The sequence below is a fragment of the Buttiauxella sp. 3AFRM03 genome (assembly GCF_003675305.1).
GTDB lineage: Bacteria > Pseudomonadota > Gammaproteobacteria > Enterobacterales > Enterobacteriaceae > Buttiauxella > Buttiauxella ferragutiae.
The window spans coordinates 3,330,064-3,352,475 of record NZ_CP033076.1; the positions used below are offsets into that span (position 1 = coordinate 3,330,064).

The 22,412-nt window shown below is 52.8% G+C and carries 15 protein-coding genes; 7 read left to right on the plus strand and 8 right to left on the minus strand.

Annotated features, from left to right (window positions below; genetic code table 11):
- The first annotated feature begins 7 nt into the window (after positions 1 to 7).
- The 3 genes from glgC (at position 8) to glgP (ending at position 5,274) form a co-directional block, all read left to right on the plus strand.
- Complete coding sequence (glgC, locus tag D8682_RS16920; protein ID WP_064542737.1) at positions 8 to 1,291, plus strand: glucose-1-phosphate adenylyltransferase; 1,284 nt, start codon at positions 8 to 10, stop codon at positions 1,289 to 1,291.
- Positions 1,292 to 1,370: 79 nt separating this feature from the next.
- Positions 1,371 to 2,804, plus strand: coding sequence for a glycogen synthase GlgA (gene glgA, locus D8682_RS16925; protein WP_064542740.1), 1,434 nt, complete (start codon positions 1,371 to 1,373; stop codon positions 2,802 to 2,804).
- Positions 2,805 to 2,826: 22 nt separating this feature from the next.
- Positions 2,827 to 5,274 carry a glycogen phosphorylase gene (gene glgP / locus D8682_RS16930; RefSeq protein WP_064542743.1) on the plus strand — a complete coding sequence of 816 codons (2,448 nt, stop codon included), beginning with the start codon at positions 2,827 to 2,829 and terminating at the stop codon, positions 5,272 to 5,274.
- 188 nt (positions 5,275 to 5,462) lie between these two features.
- Here the strand turns inward: glgP and D8682_RS16935 are convergent, their stop codons facing one another.
- The 3 genes from D8682_RS16935 to glpE are packed head-to-tail and all read right to left on the minus strand — an operon-like array spanning position 5,463 to position 7,458.
- Positions 5,463 to 6,221, minus strand: a complete 759-nt coding sequence (locus D8682_RS16935) for a DeoR/GlpR family transcriptional regulator (protein WP_064542747.1) — start codon at positions 6,219 to 6,221, stop codon at positions 5,463 to 5,465.
- 22 nt (positions 6,222 to 6,243) lie between these two features.
- Positions 6,244 to 7,074, minus strand: coding sequence for a rhomboid family intramembrane serine protease GlpG (gene glpG / locus D8682_RS16940; protein WP_064542750.1), 831 nt, complete (start codon positions 7,072 to 7,074; stop codon positions 6,244 to 6,246).
- A gap of 54 nt (positions 7,075 to 7,128) precedes the next feature.
- Positions 7,129 to 7,458 (minus strand): thiosulfate sulfurtransferase GlpE, encoded by a 330-nt coding sequence (glpE, locus tag D8682_RS16945; RefSeq protein WP_064542753.1) that lies wholly within the window; start codon positions 7,456 to 7,458, stop codon positions 7,129 to 7,131.
- 194 nt (positions 7,459 to 7,652) lie between these two features.
- On the opposite strand from glpE, the gene glpD reads away from it, so the two are divergent.
- A complete protein-coding gene (glpD, locus tag D8682_RS16950; protein ID WP_064542756.1) occupies positions 7,653 to 9,161 on the plus strand; it encodes a glycerol-3-phosphate dehydrogenase in 1,509 nt (502 codons plus the stop codon).
- 97 nt (positions 9,162 to 9,258) lie between these two features.
- Here glpD and malT read toward each other — a convergent pair whose 3' ends face one another.
- Complete coding sequence (malT, locus tag D8682_RS16955) at positions 9,259 to 11,967, minus strand: HTH-type transcriptional regulator MalT (protein ID WP_121814751.1); 2,709 nt, start codon at positions 11,965 to 11,967, stop codon at positions 9,259 to 9,261.
- Between the two features lie 377 nt (positions 11,968 to 12,344).
- On the opposite strand from malT, the gene malP reads away from it, so the two are divergent.
- The gene (gene malP, locus D8682_RS16960; RefSeq protein ID WP_121814752.1) at positions 12,345 to 14,747 is read left to right on the plus strand and encodes a maltodextrin phosphorylase; all 2,403 of its coding nucleotides are present in this window, start codon (positions 12,345 to 12,347) and stop codon (positions 14,745 to 14,747) included.
- Between the two features lie 8 nt (positions 14,748 to 14,755).
- Positions 14,756 to 16,837 (plus strand): 4-alpha-glucanotransferase, encoded by a 2,082-nt coding sequence (gene malQ / locus D8682_RS16965; protein WP_064542765.1) that lies wholly within the window; start codon positions 14,756 to 14,758, stop codon positions 16,835 to 16,837.
- Between the two features lie 830 nt (positions 16,838 to 17,667).
- Here malQ and nfuA read toward each other — a convergent pair.
- Both nfuA and gntX read right to left on the minus strand, forming a co-directional pair.
- Complete coding sequence (gene nfuA, locus D8682_RS16970; RefSeq protein WP_064542768.1) at positions 17,668 to 18,243, minus strand: Fe-S biogenesis protein NfuA; 576 nt, start codon at positions 18,241 to 18,243, stop codon at positions 17,668 to 17,670.
- Positions 18,244 to 18,301: 58 nt separating this feature from the next.
- On the minus strand, positions 18,302 to 18,985 hold the full coding sequence (gntX, locus tag D8682_RS16975) for a DNA utilization protein GntX (RefSeq protein ID WP_121814753.1): 684 nt from the start codon (positions 18,983 to 18,985) through the stop codon (positions 18,302 to 18,304).
- Positions 18,986 to 19,023: 38 nt separating this feature from the next.
- Between gntX and bioH the strand changes: the two genes are divergently transcribed.
- Positions 19,024 to 19,800, plus strand: coding sequence for a pimeloyl-ACP methyl ester esterase BioH (gene bioH, locus D8682_RS16980; protein WP_064542774.1), 777 nt, complete (start codon positions 19,024 to 19,026; stop codon positions 19,798 to 19,800).
- 25 nt (positions 19,801 to 19,825) lie between these two features.
- On the opposite strand, the gene feoC is transcribed toward bioH, so the two are convergent.
- On the minus strand, positions 19,826 to 20,065 hold the full coding sequence (gene feoC / locus D8682_RS16985) for a [Fe-S]-dependent transcriptional repressor FeoC (protein WP_064542777.1): 240 nt from the start codon (positions 20,063 to 20,065) through the stop codon (positions 19,826 to 19,828).
- Between the two features lie 9 nt (positions 20,066 to 20,074).
- The gene (gene feoB, locus D8682_RS16990) at positions 20,075 to 22,396 is read right to left on the minus strand and encodes a Fe(2+) transporter permease subunit FeoB (protein ID WP_121814754.1); all 2,322 of its coding nucleotides are present in this window, start codon (positions 22,394 to 22,396) and stop codon (positions 20,075 to 20,077) included.
- Positions 22,397 to 22,412 lie beyond the last annotated feature (16 nt).

A 22,412-nucleotide genomic window follows, 5' to 3' on the forward strand; every position in this document is an offset into this window, starting at 1 on the left:
GTCAGTCATGGTTAAGCTTGATAAGAACGATCCTCTGATGTTGGCACGTCAACTGCCAAATAAATCCGTGGCCCTGATTCTGGCTGGTGGGCGCGGTACCCGATTGAAAGATTTGACCTCAACGCGCGCTAAGCCTGCCGTTCACTTTGGTGGCAAGTTCCGAATTATCGATTTTGCGTTGTCGAACTGCATTAACTCGGGTATTCGCCGCATCGGCGTGATTACCCAATATCAGTCACATACCTTGATTCAACATATCCAACGTGGCTGGTCGTTTTTCAGTGAAGAGATGAACGAGTTTGTGGATTTGCTCCCGGCACAGCAGCGTGTACACGGTGAAAACTGGTATCGCGGCACCGCCGATGCGGTGACACAAAACCTCGATATTATCCGCCGTTACAAAGCGGAATACGTGGTGATCCTCGCGGGTGACCATATCTACAAGCAAGATTACTCGCGCATGTTGATTGACCACGTAGAAAAAGGCGCACGCTGCACGGTGGCATGTATGCCAGTGCCGCTACATGAAGCCTCGGCGTTTGGCGTTATGGCGGTAGATAACGAAGAGAAAATCATTGAATTCGTTGAGAAACCGGCTAATCCGCCGTCGATGCCAGGTGATGACAGCAAAGCGCTCGCCAGTATGGGGATCTACGTTTTCGATGCAGATTACCTTTACGAACTGTTAGAGGCTGACGACAAAGACGACTCCTCAAGCCATGACTTCGGGAAAGATATTATCCCGAACGTGATGAAATCCGGGGTTGCTTTTGCCCATCCCTTCCCGCTTTCTTGCGTGCAGTCTGACCCGAATGCCGAGCCGTACTGGCGCGATGTCGGCACGCTGGAAGCTTACTGGAAAGCGAACCTCGATCTCGCCTCGGTGACACCAGAACTGGATATGTACGACCGGGATTGGCCGATCCGTACCCATATGGAGCCGCTGCCGCCCGCGAAATTTGTGCAAGACCGCTCCGGTAGCCATGGCATGACGCTGAACTCGCTGGTTTCCGGCGGCTGCATTATTTCTGGCTCAGTGGTGGTTCAGTCGGTGCTGTTCCCGCGCGTGCGTGTTAATTCGTTTTGTAACATTGACTCGTCAGTATTGTTGCCTGATGTCATCGTCGGGCGCTCCTGCCGTTTACGCCGTTGCATTATTGACCGCGCTTGTGTCATCCCGGAAGGCATGGTGGTTGGCGAAAATGCCGAAGAAGATGCTCGCCGTTTCTACCGCTCAGAAGAAGGTATTGTGCTGGTGACGCGCGAGATGCTTGCCAAATTGCATGGTTAATAAGTGAAGGAATGACCCACGCGCGGCGCGCCTGCTGTGACATTAAGAGCGCGCCACGACTTTCCATACGGGAGCGATAATGCAGGTCTTACATGTATGTTCTGAAATTTTTCCACTGCTGAAAACGGGTGGCCTGGCGGATGTGATTGGTGCGCTACCTGCGGCACAAATCGCAGGCGGCGTTGAGACGCGAGTCTTGCTGCCTGCTTTCCCTGACATTCGTCGTGGCATCGTTGACGCGCAAGTGGTCGCCCATCGCGACACCTTCGCGGGTCATATGACTTTGTTATATGGCCACTTCAACGGCGTGGGGATTTACCTCATTGACGCTCCACATTTATACGACCGACCGGGTAGCCCGTATCACGATACTAACCAGTTCGCGTACACCGACAACGTGCATCGTTTTGCGCTGTTGGGTTGGGTGGGGGCGGAAATGGCCTGTGGCCTGGATCCCTTCTGGCATCCGGATATTGTGCATGCGCATGACTGGCATGCGGGCCTGGTGCCAGCGTATCTGGAAGCGCGAGGGCGTCCGGCAAAGTCAGTCTTTACCGTGCACAACCTGGCTTATCAGGGGCTGTTTTTCGCTCATCATATGAATGAAATTGACCTGCCATGGTCGTTCTACGACATGAACGGCCTGGAGTTTAATGGTCAAATTTCGTACTTGAAAGCGGGCCTTTATTATGCTGATCATATTACGGCGGTCAGCCCGACCTATGCTCGCGAAATAACCGAGCCGCAATTTGCTTACGGTATGGAAGGGCTGCTGCGTCAGCGTCACCGTGAGGGGCGGTTGTCCGGCATCCTCAATGGCGTGGACGAAAAAATTTGGGACCCGGCCCATGACTTGCTTCTGGCTTCACGCTATACCCGCGATACGCTGGAAGAAAAGGCGGAAAACAAACGCCAGTTGCAGGTGGCGATGGGGCTGAAAGTGAACGAGAAAGCGCCGCTGTTTGCGGTGGTGAGCCGTTTAACCAGCCAGAAAGGGTTGGATTTGGTGCTGGAGGCGTTGCCGGGTTTACTTGAGCAAGGCGGGCAACTGGCGTTGCTGGGAGCCGGTGACACCGTGATGCAGGAAGGTTTCCTGGCGGCTGCCGCGGAGCATCCTGGACAAGTGGGCGTTCAGATCGGTTATCACGAAGCTTTCTCGCACCGGATTATGGGCGGAGCTGACGTGATACTGGTGCCAAGCCGTTTTGAACCTTGTGGTTTAACACAATTGTATGGTCTGAAGTATGGCACTTTGCCGCTGGTGCGGCGCACAGGTGGGCTTGCCGATACGGTTTCTGATAGCTCACTGGAAAACCTGGCTGACGGAATCGCCAGTGGATTCGTGTTTGAGGACAGTAATGCCTGGTCGTTGTTAAGAGCAATCAGGCGTGCCTTCGTGTTGTGGTCCCGCCCGTCGTTGTGGAGATTTGTCCAACGTCAGGCGATGGGCATGGATTTTAGCTGGCAGGTGGCGGCGCATTCCTACCGCGATCTGTACCAACGTTTGCTGTAGCCATCCACCAGGAATCACTGATATGAACGCACCATTTTCCTATTCGTCACCGACGCTGAGCATTGAGGCTTTAAAGCACTCAATCGCCTACAAACTGATGTTTACCGTTGGGAAAGACCCGGTTATTGCCAATAAGCATGAGTGGCTGAACGCCACGCTATTTGCGGTTCGTGACCGGTTGGTCGAACGCTGGCTGCGTTCCAACCGCGCTCAGCTTTCCCAGGAAGTTCGCCAGGTTTATTACCTGTCGATGGAATTTTTGATAGGCCGCACCCTCTCTAATGCGCTGCTTTCGTTAGGCATTTATGAAGATGTCAAAAATGCGCTGGAAGAGATGGGGCTGGATCTTGAAGAGTTGATAGACGAGGAGAACGACCCCGGCCTCGGTAATGGCGGGCTCGGTCGTCTTGCCGCCTGTTTTCTCGATTCATTAGCGACACTCGGTTTGCCTGGCCGTGGTTATGGCATTCGCTACGATTACGGCATGTTTAAACAGAACATTGTTGATGGTCGCCAGAAAGAATCACCGGACTACTGGCTCGAATACGGTAACCCGTGGGAATTCAAGCGCCACAACACACGCTACAAAGTTCGCTTTGGCGGGCGCGTGCAAATGGAAGCTAAAAAATTCCGCTGGGTAGAAACCGAGGAGATTCTGGCGGTAGCCTATGACCAGATAATCCCGGGCTACGATACTGATGCCACCAATACGCTGCGCCTGTGGAATGCGCAGGCGAGTAGCGAAATTAACCTCGGTAAGTTTAACCAGGGCGATTATTTCGCGGCGGTGGAAGACAAGAACCATTCAGAAAACGTTTCGCGAGTCCTTTATCCAGATGACTCGACCTATTCAGGCCGTGAGCTGCGTTTGCGTCAGGAATATTTCCTGGTGTCCTCTACCGTGCAGGACATTCTCAGCCGCCATTACCAGCTACATAAAACTTATGACAATCTGGCGGATAAAATCGCCATCCACCTCAATGACACGCACCCGGTATTAGCGATCCCTGAGCTGATGCGCTTGTTAATTGATGAGCATAAATTCAGTTGGGAAGATGCGTTTGAGGTTTGCTGCCAGGCATTCTCATACACCAACCACACGCTGATGAGTGAAGCACTGGAAACCTGGCCGGTGGACATGTTAGGCAAAATTTTGCCGCGCCACTTACAGATAATTTTCGAGATTAACGACTACTTCCTGAAAACCTTGCAGGAGCAACATCCGAACGATACCGAGCTGCTGGGGCGTACTTCGATTATTGATGAGTCGAACGGCCGTAAAGTCCGTATGGCGTGGCTTGCGGTTGTCGTCAGCCACAAAGTCAACGGTGTTTCGGAGCTGCACTCCAACTTAATGGTGCAGTCGCTGTTTGCCGATTTCGCCGCTATCTTCCCGATGCGCTTCTGCAATAAAACCAACGGTGTGACACCTCGTCGCTGGCTGGCTTTGGCGAACCCACCACTTTCAGAAGTGTTAGATAAAAATATTGGCCGCACCTGGCGTACTGATCTGAGCCAGCTAAACGAGATGAAGCAGCATATTGATTACCCAACTGTGCATCAGGATGTGCGTAAGGCGAAGCTGGCTAACAAGAAACGGCTGGCAAGTTACATCGGCCAGCATCTCAATGTGGTGGTGAATCCAAATGCGTTGTTTGATGTGCAAATCAAACGTATTCATGAGTACAAACGCCAGTTGATGAATGTGCTGCATGTGATTACGCGCTACAACCGCATTAAGGCAGACCCAACAGCCGATTGGGTACCGCGTGTGAACATCTTCGCCGGTAAAGCGGCGTCGGCGTACTACATGGCAAAACACATCATTCATCTCATCAACGATGTAGCGGCGGTGATCAACAACGATCCGGTGGTAAAGGATCGCCTGAAAGTGGTGTTTATCCCGAACTACAGCGTCAGTCTTGCGCAGATCATTATCCCAGCGGCGGATCTCTCGGAGCAGATTTCTCTGGCGGGAACGGAAGCTTCCGGCACCAGTAATATGAAGTTTGGTCTGAACGGCGCGCTGACGATTGGCACGCTGGATGGTGCAAACGTCGAAATGCTGGAGCACGTGGGTGCGGATAACATCTTTATCTTTGGTAATACGGCCGAAGAGGTCGAAACGCTACGGCGTGAAGGCTATAAGCCACGCGAGTATTATGAAAAGGATGAAGAACTGCATCAGGTGCTGACGCAAATTGGTACCGGGACTTTCAGCCCTGACGAACCTACACGTTACCGTGACCTGCTGGATTCACTGATTAACTTTGGTGACCACTATCAGGTATTGGCAGATTACCGCAGTTATGTGGATTGCCAGGATAGGGTAGATGAAGTGTATCGCCAGCAAGTAGAGTGGACGTTCCGTGTCATCCATAATATTGCCAACATGGGGTATTTCTCGTCTGACAGGACGATTCAGGAATACGCCGATGAGATTTGGCATATTAAGCCGGTGAGATTGTAATTATTCCCCTCACCCTAACCCTCTCCCCAAAGGGGCGAGGGGACTAGCCCGGTATTCCTCCTCTCCCCAAAGGGGCGAGGGGACTAGCCCGGTATTCCTCCTCTCCCCAAAGGGGCGAGGGGACTAGCTCGGTATTCCCCCTCTCCCTCAGGGAGAGGGACGGGGTGAGGGTTGTTCTCACGCAAATATCAACATAACTCCAGTTGCACATTGTTCTCAGCAATTACCTGCATCACGCCTGACGGTGGCATTACATCGGTATAAACCTGATCAACAAGGCTAATACTGCCGAGATTAACCATCGCATTGCGGCCAAATTTAGAATGGTCGACAACCAGCATCACGCAGCGTGAGTTTTCAATAATTGCGCGTTTGGTGCGTACTTCGTGGTAATCAAACTCCAGTAATGAGCCGTCGCCATCGATGCCGCTAATCCCCAGAATGCCGAAATCCAGCCTGAACTGAGAGATAAAATCGAGTGTTGCTTCGCCGATAATCCCGCCGTCTCGGCTGCGTAATTCACCGCCCGCCAGAATAATACGGAAATCCTCTTTCACCTTAAGCGTGTTTGCCACGTTCAGGTTATTGGTGACGATCCGTAAATTGCTGTGGTTGAGTAGCGCATGTGCCACCGCTTCCGGTGTGGTGCCGATATCAATAAACAGCGTGGCACCGTTGGGGATCTGGCTGGCAACTTTCTGGGCGATACGCTCTTTTTCTGCTGTCTGCGTCGCCTTACGATCATGCCACGGTGTATTCACGGAACTCGACGGTAACGCGGCGCCACCGTGATGGCGCATGATCAGGTTCTGGTCGGCCAGATCGTTCAGATCGCGACGAATGGTTTGTGGGCTAACCGCAAACTCTTCGACTAACTCTTCAGTGCTGACATAGCCCTGTTTTTTAACCAGTTCGACAATGGCATCATGACGTTGTGTTTGCTTCACGCTGTTTTATTCTCCTGAAATGCTATGTTCGTTTTCGCGCGTGTAGGGTATCAACCAGCGCCATCGCAAGCCCGACAACCAGGCCGGTAATATGCGCGGCGTTGGCGATCGACATTCCTAAAACATCGAAAAATCCTATTACAATCCACAGAACAGCAAAGGCTAACAGGCCGCGCTGCATATAGATGCCGCTGTCCGGGTCGCGTTCGCCGCGCAGCCAGACATAGCCCATTAGCGCATAAACCACACCCGACAAACCACCAAACAGTGGGCCGCCAAATTTCGCCTGTACAAAGCCGCTCAACAGCGCAGAAACCAGCGTTAGGGTAATGAGTTTGCCGCTACCGAGACGCTTTTCGAGCGGGCCACCGAGATACCACCACCACAACAAGTTAAACGCAATATGCATGATAGAGAAGTGCATCAACGCATGGCTGAAATAGCGCCACAGTTCATAGTCCAAACTCTCTTTATACGGCCACGCCAGCCACACCATCACCGCTCGGTCGCCCATCACCTGCATCATTAGGTAAACCAGCACACAGGCGGCCATGATAACCATGGTGAACGGGCCAGCTTTTTGCGTAATAGTCGCGAGGAAAGGATAGCGCTGGTACTGCAAACCGCTACCGGTATGACCGGTATTCCAGCTTGCTGCGAGGTAACGCGAATCACCCGGGTTTGCGAGGAATTGTTCAAGCTCAGCACGAACGTGGGATTCCTGGCTGTCGTTTGCCAGCCAGATATCCGTTTGTTCGTGTTGTTGAATAGTGAGGATAATCCCCTGCGTCGCCATATAGTCGACAAATGCCTGCGCGACTCGCGGGTTGGCAAACGAGGTAATCATGATCATAAGGTTTCAGCCAAATCCATACAAAAGGAAGCAGTATACCTCTAACGCAGCGATTTAAGACGCGCCGTGCGCGACTTCAGCCGGGAAATGGCGATGCCAGGCGTCAAAACCCCCGTCGACGCTATACACCTGGTCGTAACCTTGCTGCAGCAGATATTGCGCTGCCCCTTTGCTGCTATTGCCGTGATAGCACATCACCAGCACCGGCGTTTCAAAATCGGTTTGTTGCATAAAAGCCACCAGACGATCGTTAGTCAGATGAAACGCGCCCGGCGTATGGCCCATCGCAAAGCTTTGTGGATCGCGGATATCAACTAACACAGCGTGTTTTTGCTGCAACTTCTGGTGCGCTTCTTCCACACCAATACACTCAAAAGTTTCCATGGTTATGCTCGTCATAATATTGAATCGGCTTGCGCCATATTAAGGGAATCTGCCCTCTGGCCGCTGATATTAACGCCATTATGTTATCCATATCACGCAGTAATGTTTTTTTTTCGTTACAAAGCGCGCACGGACTTGCTAGTATGAGCGATAACGAACATATTTGAACTTTAACGAAAGTGCGTGAGGGTGACATGGAAACTAAAGATCTGATTGTGATTGGCGGAGGAATTAACGGGGCAGGTATCGCCGCTGACGCCGCAGGCCGTGGTTTATCCGTGTTGATGCTTGAAGCGCAAGATCTGGCGAGTGCCACCTCTTCAAACAGCTCGAAATTGATTCACGGTGGCTTGCGTTACCTTGAGCATTACGAGTTTCGTCTGGTGAGTGAAGCCTTAGCCGAGCGCGAAGTGCTGCTGAACATGGCTCCTCATATCGCTTTCCCGATGCGTTTTCGTCTGCCACACCGCCCGCATCTGCGCCCGGCATGGATGATTCGTATTGGTCTGTTTATGTACGACCATCTCGGTAAACGTACTAGTTTGCCTGCGTCCACCGGTTTGCGTTTTGGTGCAGATTCAGTTCTAAAATCGAATATTGTGCGCGGTTTCGAATATTCCGACTGTTGGGTTGATGATGCGCGCCTGGTTTTAGCCAACGCGCAGATGGTGACGCGTGAAGGCGGTGAGGTGAAAACCCGTACCCGCGCAACCCGCGCTCGCCGTGAAAACGGCCACTGGGTTGTTGAAGCACAAGATATTGATACCGGTGAAACGTTCACCTGGCGTGCTCGCGGTCTGGTGAACGCCACTGGCCCATGGGTGAAAAACTTCTTTGACGACGGCCTGCAACTGCCTTCGCCATACGGCATCCGCCTGATCAAAGGCAGCCATATTGTGGTGCCACGTGTGCATAACCAGAAGCAGGCTTACATTCTGCAAAACGAAGATAAGCGCATCGTGTTTGTCATTCCGTGGATGGATGAGTTCTCCATTATTGGCACCACTGATGTGGAATATAAGGGTGACCCGAAAGACGTCCACATTGATGACAATGAAATTAACTACTTGTTAGATGCCTACAACGCGCACTTTAAAAAGACGCTAAGCCGCGACGACATCGTCTGGACTTACTCCGGCGTGCGTCCGCTGTGTGATGATGAGTCAGATTCACCGCAAGCTATCACCCGTGATTACACCCTCGATATTCATGATGAGCAGGGCAAAGCGCCACTGTTGTCAGTGTTTGGCGGCAAACTCACCACTTACCGTAAGCTCGCAGAACACGCACTGGATAAACTGAAAGGCTACTACCCAAAAATGGGGCCAGCATGGACTAAAGGCAGTACCTTGCCGGGTGGCGATATTAACGGTGACCGTGATGATTACGCCGCTCAACTGCGCCGCCGTTACCCGTTCCTGACAGAAAACCTGGCGCGTCGTTTCTCACGTACTTATGGCAGTAACAGCGACTTGATTCTGGGCCGTGCAACCAGCGTCACTGAGTTGGGTGAAGATTTCGGTCATGAGTTTTATGAAGCGGAATTACGTTACCTGGTGGAGCATGAGTGGGTGCGTGGCGTTGATGATGCTATTTGGCGTCGTACCAAATTAGGGATGTGGTTGAGCGAAGAACAGCAGGCGCGGGTGGCGCAGTGGCTGGTAAAGCGGGGCGGTAGGGCGAAGTTGTCTTTGGCATCGTGATGTTAATGGTGGATGACGCTCGCGCTTATCCACCCTACAACACCTTTCCCGTAGGGCGGATAAGCGTAGGCGTCATCCGCCAGTTTTATTTCAGAAGCTAAACCCCATACCCCATCATCTTCAGTAATTTCTGCGCATGTAACACCGCATCCTGGCGATGTGCGACACCGAGCTTCTGATACAAATTTCGAATGTGCGTTTTAATCGTCGTGGCTGCTACATCCAGCTCACCGGCGATTTGCTCATTGCTGTAGCCTGAATAAATCAGCCCCAACACTTGCCATTCGCGTTGTGTCAGTGGACTGGTGCGAATAAGCTCCGGCACTTCAGGGTGCGTCAATAAACGGCTAACAAAGTTCTCATCGAAATGGGCGAACTTATGGCGATGATGCTGGTTAATCTCACGCAAAATTCGCTGCGCACGATGTTGATCAAGTTCAGGTAGCGTATTGAGTTGAATCAACTGGCGTAATTGTTGCGCCATCGCTTCGCCCTCAATCACAAAGTGGCTGATAAAACCGGTGCGGTTAGCCAACGCTAGCGCTTCCAGTAACACGCGCTGAGCATCACTTTTACGCCCGGCCTGCCAGTAAAGCTGGTTTAACAGCAGCAGGTTACGGTTAAGATCGCTCATCAAACGCAGGCCGCGAGCATTTTCGTTTAACTCTTCCAGCACCATTTCGGCGGGCTCGAAATCACTCAGTAAAATCTGCGCTCGTGCAATATTGCGCCACTGGCTTTGCAGGAAATGGTTATTGGCAAACTCGGGTTTCGGCGTCAGGCGTAACCAGTTGGCGGCAGATTGTTTATCACCGGTCATTTGCCAGTAAATCACCCGCACTTTGTCAGCGTTGGATACCCAATCGCTGTGGAATGAGCCATTGCCCAATAAGTTTTCCAGGCGGTTCAGGTGATTACGGGCGTTATCCAGATCCCCTCGCGCCAGCGAGCATTGCACTAACAACGCCATGCATTGTAATTGCTGCTGCGGCTGGTAACCGGAAAGTACTTCCAGTCCCATGCGTGTTGATGCTTCGGCTTCGTCGAGCCGCGACCACGCCCACAGCAATTGTGCGCGAATGCGTAGCAGAAATTCGTGGAGCGGGAGTTGCTCAAGGTGCTGCTCTTCAATCAATGTGAAGGCTTTCTCTTGTGCTTCCCAGGCTGACTGCAGGAAACCTTGCGCCAGTAGAATCTCGCTTTGCTGGCATAAACCCCATAACGCGTAATGCCACATATCGTGGCGACGTGCCATTTGTTCGGTTTGCTGCATCACAGAAAGCGATTTAGTCAGCTCACCTTTGCAATGCAACACTTCGCCGTGGACCGACGTCGCGACAATACGGCTGTAGAAACTGGCCAGCGGTAGTGTGTCCAGGGCGATCATTGCCAGCCGTTCGGCTTCTTCCGGATTGCCGTCGTTAATCGCCACCTGGGCACGTAACGCATTGAATTCACCGTGCATGGTTTCATCCATTACGACATTCATTTCCTGCTCGGCACGCGCCAACAACATGTTCACTTCGCTATAGCGATGCTGGCTTTGCATCAGCCACGCTTGCAGCAAAACAAGTTTTGGGTTTTCCAGCAGGCTTTCCCACGGTAACGCTTTTAAAGATTCTTCCAGCAACGCTAGTTCGCTGTGGTTAAACAGCGCCCAGGCGTGAGTGAGCAAAATATCGCGCAGTAGGCTGGCGTCGCCTGCGGCCAGAGCATGGTGAATGGCTTCGCTTGGGAAACCCTGCGCCATCCAGCTTTCTGCTGCGGCACGATGGATTTCCGGGAGCTCAGTCGCCAGTTCCCACTGGCAACGCTGGCGTAAGAAATTGCCAAACAGCGGATGGAAACGGAACCACTCGCCGCTGTCATCCATGCGTTGAATGAATAACCCCTGACGTTCGGTTTCTTCGAGGCGCATCTGGCCGTTTTCTTCACCCGTGACACGCACAATCAACGCGTCATTCATCGAACGCAGAATCGAGCTGCGCAGCAGGAAGTTACGGGTTTGGGGATCGACATTATCCAGCACTTCATCGGCCAGATAATCAGACAAATGGCTGGCGTTAATCCCCGAAAGCCGACGTGCAGAATGCTGTGCTGAGGAGTTACTGCTTTGCCGTGCGGAAAGCGCAATAAGTTGCAGCGCGGTCGCCCAACCGGCGACGTCATCACACAGGCTATTGCTCTCGGTATGTTCGAGTGGTGAATTGAGCCGATGGTCGAAAAACTGTTTCGCTTCATTATGGGTAAAAGCGAGTTGTTGGCTGCCGATTTCCAGCAGTTGATCGCGCACACGCAAATTGGCGATGCCGAGCTGTGGCAAATTACGCGACAGTACCAGCAGCGTCAGGTTTTCTGGCTGGTGGCGGATGAAAAAGCGCATCGCTTCGTGAATAACCGGGTTGGTAATCAGATGGTAATCATCAATCACCAGGAACAGCGGGCGATGCCACTCCACCATTTCAATGAATAGTTGTGCGAACAGAGCCGTTAAGCTCGAGTACTGGCGTTTTTGCACCATCACTTCGCTGGTCACACAATGACCGGACGTTGCTTGCTGAATGGCCGCTATCAAATAGCTGGCAAAACGTTCTTGCTGGTTATCACTCTCATCCAGAGAGTACCAACCGAGCTCTTTCTTCCCTGCTGCCCATTGAGAAACAAGGGTCGTTTTCCCATAACCCGCCGGGCTGGTTATCAGTGCCACACGATAATTATTGGCTGTTGATAATTTCATCAATAGCCGGTCGCGGACCACTGTATTTTCCAGACGTACTGGACGACTTAATTTGGAGGGGATCAGCATGGGTCTACCACTTCACTGTGTAAGAAATATGTACGAATGTGATTTTTTTTACGCTTCGTAATTAATACTTACTACAAAGTCGACCAGTTTGCGGGTTATTGCAAGATTGTTGAGGGTTTGAGGCGTTGTAAGTTGCTCCTGGTCACAAATCTATTGATTAGATGAATTCAATTGTGAAATGTCGGTGTCTGAAGTGAAAACCCAGAGCTGGTGGGCGTTTCAGCTAACAGCGGCTCACTTTTAGTGGCAGCGATCACATTTTTAGCTACTCCCCGCGACTCCTCCCTCCGTAATGCCCCTCAGGAGGAGGAATTAGCCCAGGCCACCCGTCACACTAGCGGGTAATGAAATTAGAACATCACAGGACCCGAGCCCCTATGTCACAGACGACCTTCAATAAAGCACAATTTCAGGCTGCACTGACACGTCAGTGGCAGCGATATGGGCTGCATTCAGCCGCCGAAATGACCCTGCAACAATGGTGGCATGCTGTCAGCGGTGCGCTGGCAGAATTACTGGCCGCGCACCCGGTGGCGAAACCTGAAAAAAATCAGCGCCACGTTAACTACATCTCGATGGAGTTTTTGATTGGTCGCCTGACAGGTAACAACCTGCTGAACCTGGGCTGGTATCAGGAAGTAGCGGATGAACTGAAAGCGTTTGATATCAACCTGAGCGATTTGCTGGAAGCAGAAACCGATCCGGCATTAGGTAACGGTGGCTTAGGGCGCCTGGCAGCGTGTTTCCTGGATTCCATGGCCACCGTCGGCCAGTCGGCGATTGGTTACGGCCTGAATTACCAGTACGGTCTGTTCCGTCAATCCTTCAAAGATGGGCAGCAGATGGAAGCGCCGGACGACTGGCATCGCGGCAGCTATCCCTGGTTCCAGCACAACTCCGCACTCGACGTGCAAGTGGGTGTTGGCGGTAAAGTGGTTAAAGACGGCAAAACCGTGCGCTGGGAACCGGCGTTTATCTTCCACGGTGAAGCCTGGGATTTGCCGGTGGTTGGCTACCGTAATGGCGTAGCGCAACCGCTGCGTTTGTGGCAGGCGAAACACGCCCATCCATTTGATTTAACTAAATTCAACGACGGCGATTTCCTGAAAGCAGAACAACAGGGTATCGACGCTGAAAAACTGACCAAAGTGCTGTACCCGAACGACAACCACCTGAACGGCAAGAAATTGCGCCTGATGCAGCAGTATTTCCAGTGCGCATGTTCGGTGGGCGATATTTTACGCCGTCACCATTTGGCTGGCCGCAAGCTTGCAGAACTGGCTGATTATGAAGTGATTCAGCTTAACGATACCCACCCGACTATCGCCATTCCAGAACTGCTGCGTGTGCTTATCGACGAGCACCAGATGAGCTGGGACGACGCATGGGCCATCACCAGCAAAACCTTTGCTTACACCAACCACACGTTGATGCCTGAAGCGCTGGAATGTTGGGACGAGAAACTGGTGAAAGCGCTGCTACCGCGCCATATGCAGATCATCAACGAAATCAACACCCGCTTTAAGAAACTGGTGGATAAAACCTGGCCGGGCGATGAAGCGGTGTGGGCGAAACTGGCGGTGGTGCATGGCAAACAAGTTCGCATGGCGAACATGTGCGTGGTCAGTGGCTTTGCAGTGAATGGTGTTGCCGCGTTGCACTCTGATTTGGTGGTTAAAGACCTGTTCCCGGAATATCACCAACTGTGGCCGAACAAATTCCATAACGTCACCAACGGCATTACACCACGCCGCTGGATTAAACAGTGCAACCCGGCACTGGCGGCATTGCTCGATAAAAAGCTCAAGAAAGAGTGGGCTAACAATCTCGACGTGCTGGAAGGGCTGGAAAAATACGCCGACGACGCGAAATTCCGCAAAGAATACCGCGATATCAAATACCAGAACAAAGTGAAGCTGGCGGCGTTTGTGAAAGCGCGTACCGGCATCGTGATAAGCCCGGATGCGTTGTTCGACGTGCAAATCAAACGCCTGCACGAATACAAACGCCAGCACCTGAATTTGCTGCATATTCTGGCGCAGTACAAAGAAATCCGCGAGAACCCAACAGCCGCCCGCGTACCACGTGTGTATCTGTTCGGCGCGAAAGCAGCACCGGGTTACTACCTGGCGAAAAACATTATCTTTGCCATTAACAAAGTGGCACAGGCTATCAATAACGATCCGATCGTTGGCGATCGGTTGAAAGTGGTATTCCTGCCGGATTACTGCGTTTCTGCGGCGGAAGTGATGATCCCGGCGGCGGATATTTCTGAGCAAATCTCAACTGCGGGTAAAGAAGCTTCTGGTACCGGCAACATGAAACTGGCGCTCAATGGCGCGTTGACAGTCGGTACGCTGGACGGTGCAAACGTCGAAATCGCCGAGAAAGTCGGTGAGGAAAACATCTTTATCTTCGGCCATACCGTGGAAGAAGTGAAAGCGCTGAAAGCCAAAGGCTACGACCCGGTGAAATGGCGTAAGAAAGACAAAGTATTGGATGCGGTGCTCAAAGAGCTGGAGAAGGGCATTTACAGCGACGGCGACAAACATGCCTTTGACCAGATGCTGCACAGCATCGGCAAACAAGGCGGCGACCCGTATTTAGTGATGGCTGATTTCACGACGTATGCGGAAGCGCAAAAACTCGCGGATGCACTGTATCTCGACCAGGATGCCTGGACACGCGCCGCCATTCTTAACACGGCACGTTGCGGGATGTTCAGCTCCGACCGCTCGATCCGTGATTATCAGCAACGTATCTGGCAGGCAAAACGCTAAGGGAACGCATGGACAGCAAACGTCTTGATAACGCCGCTCTTGAGGCGGGAATTAGCCCAAACTACATTAACGCCCACGGCAAACCACAGGCTATTCCTGCGGATACCAAGCTGCGTTTGCTGGAAGCCATGAGCCGTCCCACCACCTTGAAAAAGGTGGCGGTGACGCCAGTGCCAAATGTGCTGGTGTTTACCTCCGGCTCGCGTTTGGCAACACTGCTGGAAGGCAACGGCGATTACACCTGGCAACTGACCGCCGAAGATGGCAAGCAGCATAAAGGGCATGCTCTGGCTGGCAAAAAGCTGGTGCTACCTGCTGCACTGCCGGAAGGCTATCACGACCTGACAGTCAGCCAGAATGAGCATCACTGGCAATGCCGGGTGATTGTTGCGCCAAAGCGTTGTTATGAACCTGCCGCACTGATGCAGGATGAAAAGCTGTGGGGCGCGTGTGTGCAACTCTACACCTTACGTTCCGCGCATAACTGGGGCATTGGTGATTTCGGCGATTTGCAGCGCATGCTGGTGGATGTCGCGAAGCGGGGCGGGGCGTTTATCGGCCTGAATCCTATTCACGCGCTGTATCCTGCGAATCCAGAAAGTGCCAGCCCGTATAGCCCGTCATCGCGCCGTTGGTTGAACGTGATTTATATCGACGTGAACGCGGTGGATGATTTCTTGCTGAGTGATGAAGCGCAAGACTGGTGGAAAATGCCGGTCACGCAGCAAATGCTTAGTGAAGCCCGTGACGCGCAGTGGGTAGATTATTCAACCGTCACCGTACTGAAAATGGCCGCGCTGCGGATGGCGTGGAAGCAGTTTTCACGGCGCGGTGCGCGTGACGAACACGTTGTTTCATTCCAGAAGTTTGTGCAGGAAGGCGGCGATAGCCTGTATTACCAGGCAGCATTCGATGCGCTACATGCATATCAGGTCAAAGAAGATGAAATGCGTTGGGGCTGGCCGGTCTGGCCGGAAGGTTTCCGCGACGCGCATAACCCAGAAGTTAAAGCTTTCTGCACCGAACACAGTGACGAAGTGAATTTCTATCTGTGGCTGCAATTCCTGGCTTACACCCAGTTTGAAGCGTGCTGGCAAACCAGCCAGGGTTTCAAGATGCCGATTGGTTTGTATCGTGACCTGGCGGTTGGTGTGGCAGAAGGCGGCTCGGAAACTTGGTGTGACCGTGAACTCTATTGCCTGAAAGCCTCGGTGGGTGCGCCACCAGATATTCTTGGCCCGCTCGGCCAGAACTGGGGTTTACCACCGATGGACCCGCATGTGATTGCGGCGCGTGCCTATCAGCCGTTTATCGAACTGCTGCGTTCGAACATGACTAGCTGCGGTGCACTGCGTATCGACCATGTTATGTCGATGCTGCGTTTGTGGTGGATCCCGTATGGCGAAACCGCGGATAAAGGCGCTTACGTGCATTATCCGGTGGACGATTTGCTGTCGATCCTCGCGCTGGAAAGTAAGCGTCATAACTGCATGGTGATCGGTGAAGATCTGGGAACCGTGCCGGTGGAGATCGTCGGCAAGCTGCGCGACAGCGGAGTTTATTCGTACAAAGTGCTCTATTTCGAGCATGACAACGAAAAGCAGTTCCGCGCGCCAAAAGCGTGGCCGAAGCAGTCAATGGCGGTTGCTACGACTCACGATTTACCGACACTGCGCGGTTACTGGGAAAGCGGTGATTTGACGCTGGGTAAAACGCTTGGCCTGTATCCTGATGAAGAGATGTTGACTGAGCTGTATCAGGATCGCGAACGTGCCAAACAAGGTTTGCTGGAGGGCCTGCATAAGTACGGTTGTCTACCTAAACGCGCAGGGCATAAAGCCTCGTTGATGGCGATGACGGCAACGCTTAATCGCGGGATGCAGCGTTATATTGCCGACAGCAACAGCGCGTTGTTGGGGCTACAACCGGAAGACTGGATTGGCGTGGCCGAACCGGTGAATATTCCGGGCACCAGTTATCAGTACAAAAACTGGCGGCGCAAGTTATCGACCTCGCTTGAGGCGATGTTCGCAGACGAAGAAGTGAATAAGTTGCTGAAGGATTTGGATAAGCGGCGTAAGAAACGGTGAAGGTGTAATACGCCCTCACTCTAGCTCTCTCCCCTGGAGCTTTCTCTTATACACATCTTTGAAGGGCGGTTCCTGCCAATTCGGAGAAGGTTCCGTTCACCAGGCGATTGAATGTTTATGTCGCCACAGAACCGGTGAACGTCTTAGGGTGGCCACCGTCGCCACCCTAAGAACCCGGACTCCCGGCAAATCAATCGCCGCAAGCGGTAAACCTCCATTTAGCCTCCGTGTCAGGGTCGGTTGCGATTCGTTCCCGACGATCGCGCCCTCCAGCCGTTCCCGACGGCTGGACCCTGCCACCTGGAGTCAAAATGGAGGCGATTTAAGCCGGACCCGAAATTCAAGGTCAAAGTCAAAAGCCAGAGCGGTTTTGACCTTGTCCCCGGCTTCAATCGCGCCGTTTTTTACCCTTCAGTTGGGGTCACGTGGCCGGGAGCCACGTGAGAGAGCGATCGTCGGACTAAAAATGTCAGGAACATTTTTGAACAACGCTTGCGTTGGCCACGAAGTGGTTCGGCACAGGGATGTGCCGAATAAACGAATCGCGAACGACCCCGAATGTTGGGTGAAAAACGGTGTTTACCGCTTTAGCGGCGATTGATTTGCCGGGCGCCTGGATTATCAAGGGGTTGGCGTTAACCCCTTGATACGTTCACCGTTTTCTGGAATTAAAGAGATAACTGAACGCACGGGTGAACGGAAAATCAGCGAGGCTTACAGATTTCACCCTGACAAGATTGCCAGGGTGAGATCTGTATAAGAGACAGCCCAGAAGAGGGAACTTTCTTTGCTCCCTCTCCTGGGGGAGAGGGCCGGGGTGAGGGTGAAAATCAGTAGTACGAATGCTCGCCGCGCTGGTGTTCGGTCAAATCACGAACGCCTTTCAGTTCAGGGAACTCGGCCAGCAGTTGTTTTTCGATGCCTTCTTTCAGGGTCACGTCGACCATTGAACAGCCGTTACAGCCGCCGCCGAATTGCAGAATCGCAAAACCTTCATCAGTAATTTCCATCAGCGTGACACGGCCGCCGTGGCCTGCCAGCTGCGGGTTAACCGTGGCTTGCAGCATGTATTCAACGCGTTCCATTAATGGCGCATCATCTGAAACCTTACGCATTTTGGCGTTTGGCGCTTTCAGCGTCAGCTGTGAACCGAGCTGGTCGGTCACGAAATCAATTTCAGCATCTTCAAGATAAGGTTTGCTCAGTTCATCGACATATGCGGTCAACTGCTCGAATTTGAGGGCAGTATCTGATGCTTCTACCGCATCCGGCGGACAGTAAGAAACCCCGCACTCCGCATTTGGAGTACCAGGATTAATGACGAATACGCGGATTTGCGTCCCTTCTTCCTGACCTGCCAGCAGTTTGGCAAAGTGGGATTGTGCTGTATCGGAAATACGGATCATAACGATTGCTCAATAGTTGACTATTTTAGTCGGTTATAATACGCCCATCATCGAGGGTCTACAAGGTTCGACAAAGGCACCACACCTGGATAGTCGCCGCGCCCTGCTTTTTCAGCAGCCGCGCAATTTCCGCCACCGTACTGCCCGTCGTGACGACATCATCCACAATAATTATATGGCGGCCTGCCACCGGAAAATCAACCCTGAAAGCGCCTTTTAGATTGTTGCGCCGCATTCTGGCATTGAGCTGATGTTGTGATTGCCCGGCACGAATCCGCCTGATTCCTTTAGGGAAATAGTCGCACTGCAACCAGCGCGCAAGACAGTTCGCCAGCAGGTCACTTTGGTTAAAACCACGACGCCAGGCACGACGCGAATGCAATGGAACACTGACCATGCAGTCGGGCTTTTGCCACAACGGCTGGCGTTTTGCATCCAGCACGCGCAATAGCATTAACCGCGCCAAAGCCGGAGCCAGTGCTACGGTGGCGTTAAATTTAAATCGCTGGACGAGCCGGTTGAGCGGTAGGCAGTAATCCGTGACGAACAGCATTGAATCCCATGCGGGCGGTTCTTGCAGGCAACGTCCGCAAGGCGAATGTCTGTACGCGCAGGGCAATCCACAACGCGGGCAGCAAGGCGGTGGCGCAGGTAAGGCGTAGCTACAACGTGAGCAAATCCCCCAATGTGCACAAGCGAGGGGCATCTGGCATAGCCAACATAGCCCTGGGATTGTTAGCATATTCGCTTCCTTGCAGATAAAGATGAGAACAGTAACTGATGAGTAAGCTTTGGTGGCAGACAAAAGGTGAAGGAAAAGATGATCTTGTGCTGCTGCACGGATGGGGGCTGAATGCCCAAGTGTGGCATTGCATTTGCGAGGAACTCAGCTCGCATTTTCGCCTTCATCTGGTCGACTTACCCGGTTATGGTCGTAGCCAGGATTTTGGCGCGTTGACGCTTGAGGAAATGGCAGAAGTGGTGCTGGCCCAAGCGCCGGAACAGGCTATTTGGCTGGGCTGGAGTTTGGGCGGGCTGGTGGCAAGCCAGATTGCGTTAAGCCATCCGTCGCGCGTGAAAAGGTTAGTGACTATTGCTTCCTCGCCTTGTTTCACCGCGCAAGGTGACTGGCCGGGTATCAAGCCTGAAGTGCTGGCAGGTTTCCAGCAGCAATTGAGTGATGATTTTCAACGTACCGTGGAGCGTTTTCTGGCGTTGCAAACATTGGGGACAGAAAGCGCACGCCAGGATGCTCGCCGCCTCAAGTCAGTGGTGCTTGAGCAACCGATGCCGAGCGTTGAAGTGTTAAACGGTGGGCTGGAGATCCTGAAAACGGCGGACTTACGCCAGCCGCTGAGCCAGTTGAAAGTGCCGTTCTTGCGATTGTACGGGTATCTGGATGGGCTGGTGCCGCGCAAAATCGCTGGTTTGCTGGATGCGCAGTGGCCACAAAGTGAAGCGGTGATTTTCCCGAAAGCCGCCCATGCGCCGTTTATTTCGCACCCGCAGGATGTTTGCCGGGTGCTTGAGGAATTTTGTAAGGTGGATAAGCCGTAGGCGTCATCCACCCGTTACACAAAGTTTAAGCCCGCAGCGCCCACACTTCGCGAATACACTTCTTACTTTCCGGGCAGCTTTTACAGCCGCTGCTCAGGCAATCGCTCGAATCTTCGGTCACGCGCATGGCTTTGCCCATCGCTTCAAGACGGCTCAGCATCGCATTTACCAACGGCAACGGGGTGGCGAGCTGTTGGCTAATTTGCGTCGCATCCAGTCGCCCTTGCAGCGCTAATGCATCACGAATCTCAATTAAACTCGCCATACCTTCTCCTTAGTGGCAATCGCCAGCGGCGCTTTTGCAACATGCTGCTTCGACTGTTTTACGGGTCGTCATCAGGCTGACATCTACACGGCTGCGAGCTTTACGCAAACCACCAATCAGCAGCACATTGAATAACACCACTGAAAGGATGCAGACCAGGCTGTATTGCGGATGCGCATTAAACGTCACGGTCTGGTAGTAGAGCGTGGAAAGCGAGTAAGCAATGTTCAGCCCCCACAACACCGAGAACATCATCCAGCCACGGCTTGATTCACGCGCCACAGCACCCATCACAGAAATACAAGGAATGTAGAGCAGCACGAAAATAAGATAGCTGTACGCTGCTGCCGCGCTGCCAAACTTGCTGCTCATCACGCCCATCGCACCGCTTGCCATTTCACCATCGCCTTTGCTGGCTTCGATTGGGTTTAGCAGTACGCTCAGGCTGAAGGTGTCTTTCAGGCTTTGCCAGGTTTCGCCAGCGGCTCCGCCTAATTCATCGAACAAGTTGAAGCTTGCAGCATCAAACGGCTCTTCGTGCATATCTTCTGCGGTGTAGAGCGTGTTGAGCGTCCCCACCACCACTTCTTTCGCCATTGCTCCAGTGAACAGGCCGACCGTTGCTTGCCAGTTATCTTCATGCACACCAATCGGTTTTAGCAGCGGAGTGAGCACACGGCTGACGGAGGCCAGCGCGGAGTCATTGATGCTGTCGACTTCTTTGCCGCTGAACGAGAAGCTATTCAGCGCACCAATGAAAATACTGACGATAACGATCACTTTACCGGCGCGCATCACGAAGCCTTTCAGGCGTTGCCAGGTTTGCAGCAACAGGCTTTTCAGGTGTGGAACGTGATAGACCGGCAGCTCCATCACAAACGGCGAGGCTTCACCGCGCATGATGGTGTGTTTGAGCATCAGTCCGGTCAGAATCGCCATCACAATGCCAAGAATGTAGAGCGAGAAGACGACCAATGCACCTTGCTGGCCAAAGAACGCTGCGGCAAATACCGCAAAAATAGCCAGACGCGCACCGCACGACATAAACGGTGCCATCATGATGGTCATCAGGCGTTCACGCGGTGCATCCAGGGTACGCGCACCCATCACCGAAGGCACGTTACAGCCGAAGCCAACAATCAACGGCACGAAGGATTTACCCGGCAAGCCGAGCGACTGCATCAGGCGGTCCATAACGAATGCCGCACGCGCCATGTAACCGGAGTCTTCAAGGAACGACAGGAACAGGTACATCATGCCGATTTGTGGCACTAGTGGCAGCACGGTGTTGATACCGCCGCCAATCCCTTGCGCTAAGAAAATTGTCAGCCAGCTTGGGAAGTGTAATGTGGCACCAATCCATTGAATACCATGGATAAAGATAGCCGCTGAGCCACCGTCGAAAATAGGCTGCAACGCGCCGCCGATGTTAATCGCCAGCAAGAACATCAGGTACATCACCAGCAAGAAAATAGGCAAGCCGAGGAAACGGTTGAGGATGATTTTATCCATCATTGCCGTTAAGCGGTGCGGTTCGGCGGTGAGACTGTTACTGATGGAATCGCAGATGGCGGCAATCGTTTGGTAACGGGCATCGGCAATTAGCAGCGCTGGGTCTTCGTGTTCTTCCGCCAGTTGGGTACGAATTACATCGAGTTTATCGGCGGCGTGACCGGCATATTCGCGGCTGTAAATATCGCCTTCCAGCATTTGCAGTGCCAGCCAACGGCGCTGTTGCGCAGGCATATCATGCGGCATTTCAGCGGCCAGGTTGTCGGCTTCTTCCAGTAGTTTTGGCGGGTACAACACTAAATCGCTATGCGTGTTCGGCTGGCGGCGGTCGATAGCCAGTTTCAGGCCTTCCATACCCCGGCCACGCGTGGATACCAGTGGCACAACCGGGCAGCCCAGACGGGCGGCAAGGGCGTCAATATCGATACGAATATCTTGCTTCTCGGCGATGTCGAGCATGTTAAGCGCGACCACACACGGAATGCCTAATTCAAGCAGTTGCAGCGTCAGATACAGATTACGTTCCAGGTTTGACGCATCAACAACGTTGATAAGCAGATCAGCATCACCGCTCAGGATGTAGTGGCAGGCGATTTGCTCGTCGAGAGAGGTTTGCGATGAAATGGTGGTCAGGGAATAGGTGCCGGGTAAATCGACCAGCGTGACCTGGTGCGCAAGCGTTGAAAACTGACCTTCTTTACGTTCTACGGTGACGCCCGCCCAGTTGCCAACCCGTTGGCGAGAGCCGGTGAGTTGGTTGAATAAGGTGGTTTTCCCGGAGTTGGGGTTACCGATTAAGCCGATAGTTAATTTTTTCATTTTTTTCGCGAACTTA

Coding starts and splice junctions, on each gene's coding strand:
- glgC (WP_064542737.1), top strand. CDS start 8: ATGGTTAAGCTTGATAAGAACGATCCTCTGATGTTGGCACGTCAACTG.
- glgA (WP_064542740.1), top strand. CDS start 1,371: ATGCAGGTCTTACATGTATGTTCTGAAATTTTTCCACTGCTGAAAACG.
- glgP (WP_064542743.1), top strand. CDS start 2,827: ATGAACGCACCATTTTCCTATTCGTCACCGACGCTGAGCATTGAGGCT.
- glpG (WP_064542750.1), bottom strand. CDS start 7,074: ATGATCATGATTACCTCGTTTGCCAACCCGCGAGTCGCGCAGGCATTT.
- glpE (WP_064542753.1), bottom strand. CDS start 7,458: ATGGAAACTTTTGAGTGTATTGGTGTGGAAGAAGCGCACCAGAAGTTG.
- glpD (WP_064542756.1), top strand. CDS start 7,653: ATGGAAACTAAAGATCTGATTGTGATTGGCGGAGGAATTAACGGGGCA.
- malT (WP_121814751.1), bottom strand. CDS start 11,967: ATGCTGATCCCCTCCAAATTAAGTCGTCCAGTACGTCTGGAAAATACA.
- malP (WP_121814752.1), top strand. CDS start 12,345: ATGTCACAGACGACCTTCAATAAAGCACAATTTCAGGCTGCACTGACA.
- malQ (WP_064542765.1), top strand. CDS start 14,756: ATGGACAGCAAACGTCTTGATAACGCCGCTCTTGAGGCGGGAATTAGC.
- nfuA (WP_064542768.1), bottom strand. CDS start 18,243: ATGATCCGTATTTCCGATACAGCACAATCCCACTTTGCCAAACTGCTG.
- gntX (WP_121814753.1), bottom strand. CDS start 18,985: ATGCTAACAATCCCAGGGCTATGTTGGCTATGCCAGATGCCCCTCGCT.
- bioH (WP_064542774.1), top strand. CDS start 19,024: ATGAGTAAGCTTTGGTGGCAGACAAAAGGTGAAGGAAAAGATGATCTT.
- feoC (WP_064542777.1), bottom strand. CDS start 20,065: ATGGCGAGTTTAATTGAGATTCGTGATGCATTAGCGCTGCAAGGGCGA.
- feoB (WP_121814754.1), bottom strand. CDS start 22,396: ATGAAAAAATTAACTATCGGCTTAATCGGTAACCCCAACTCCGGGAAA.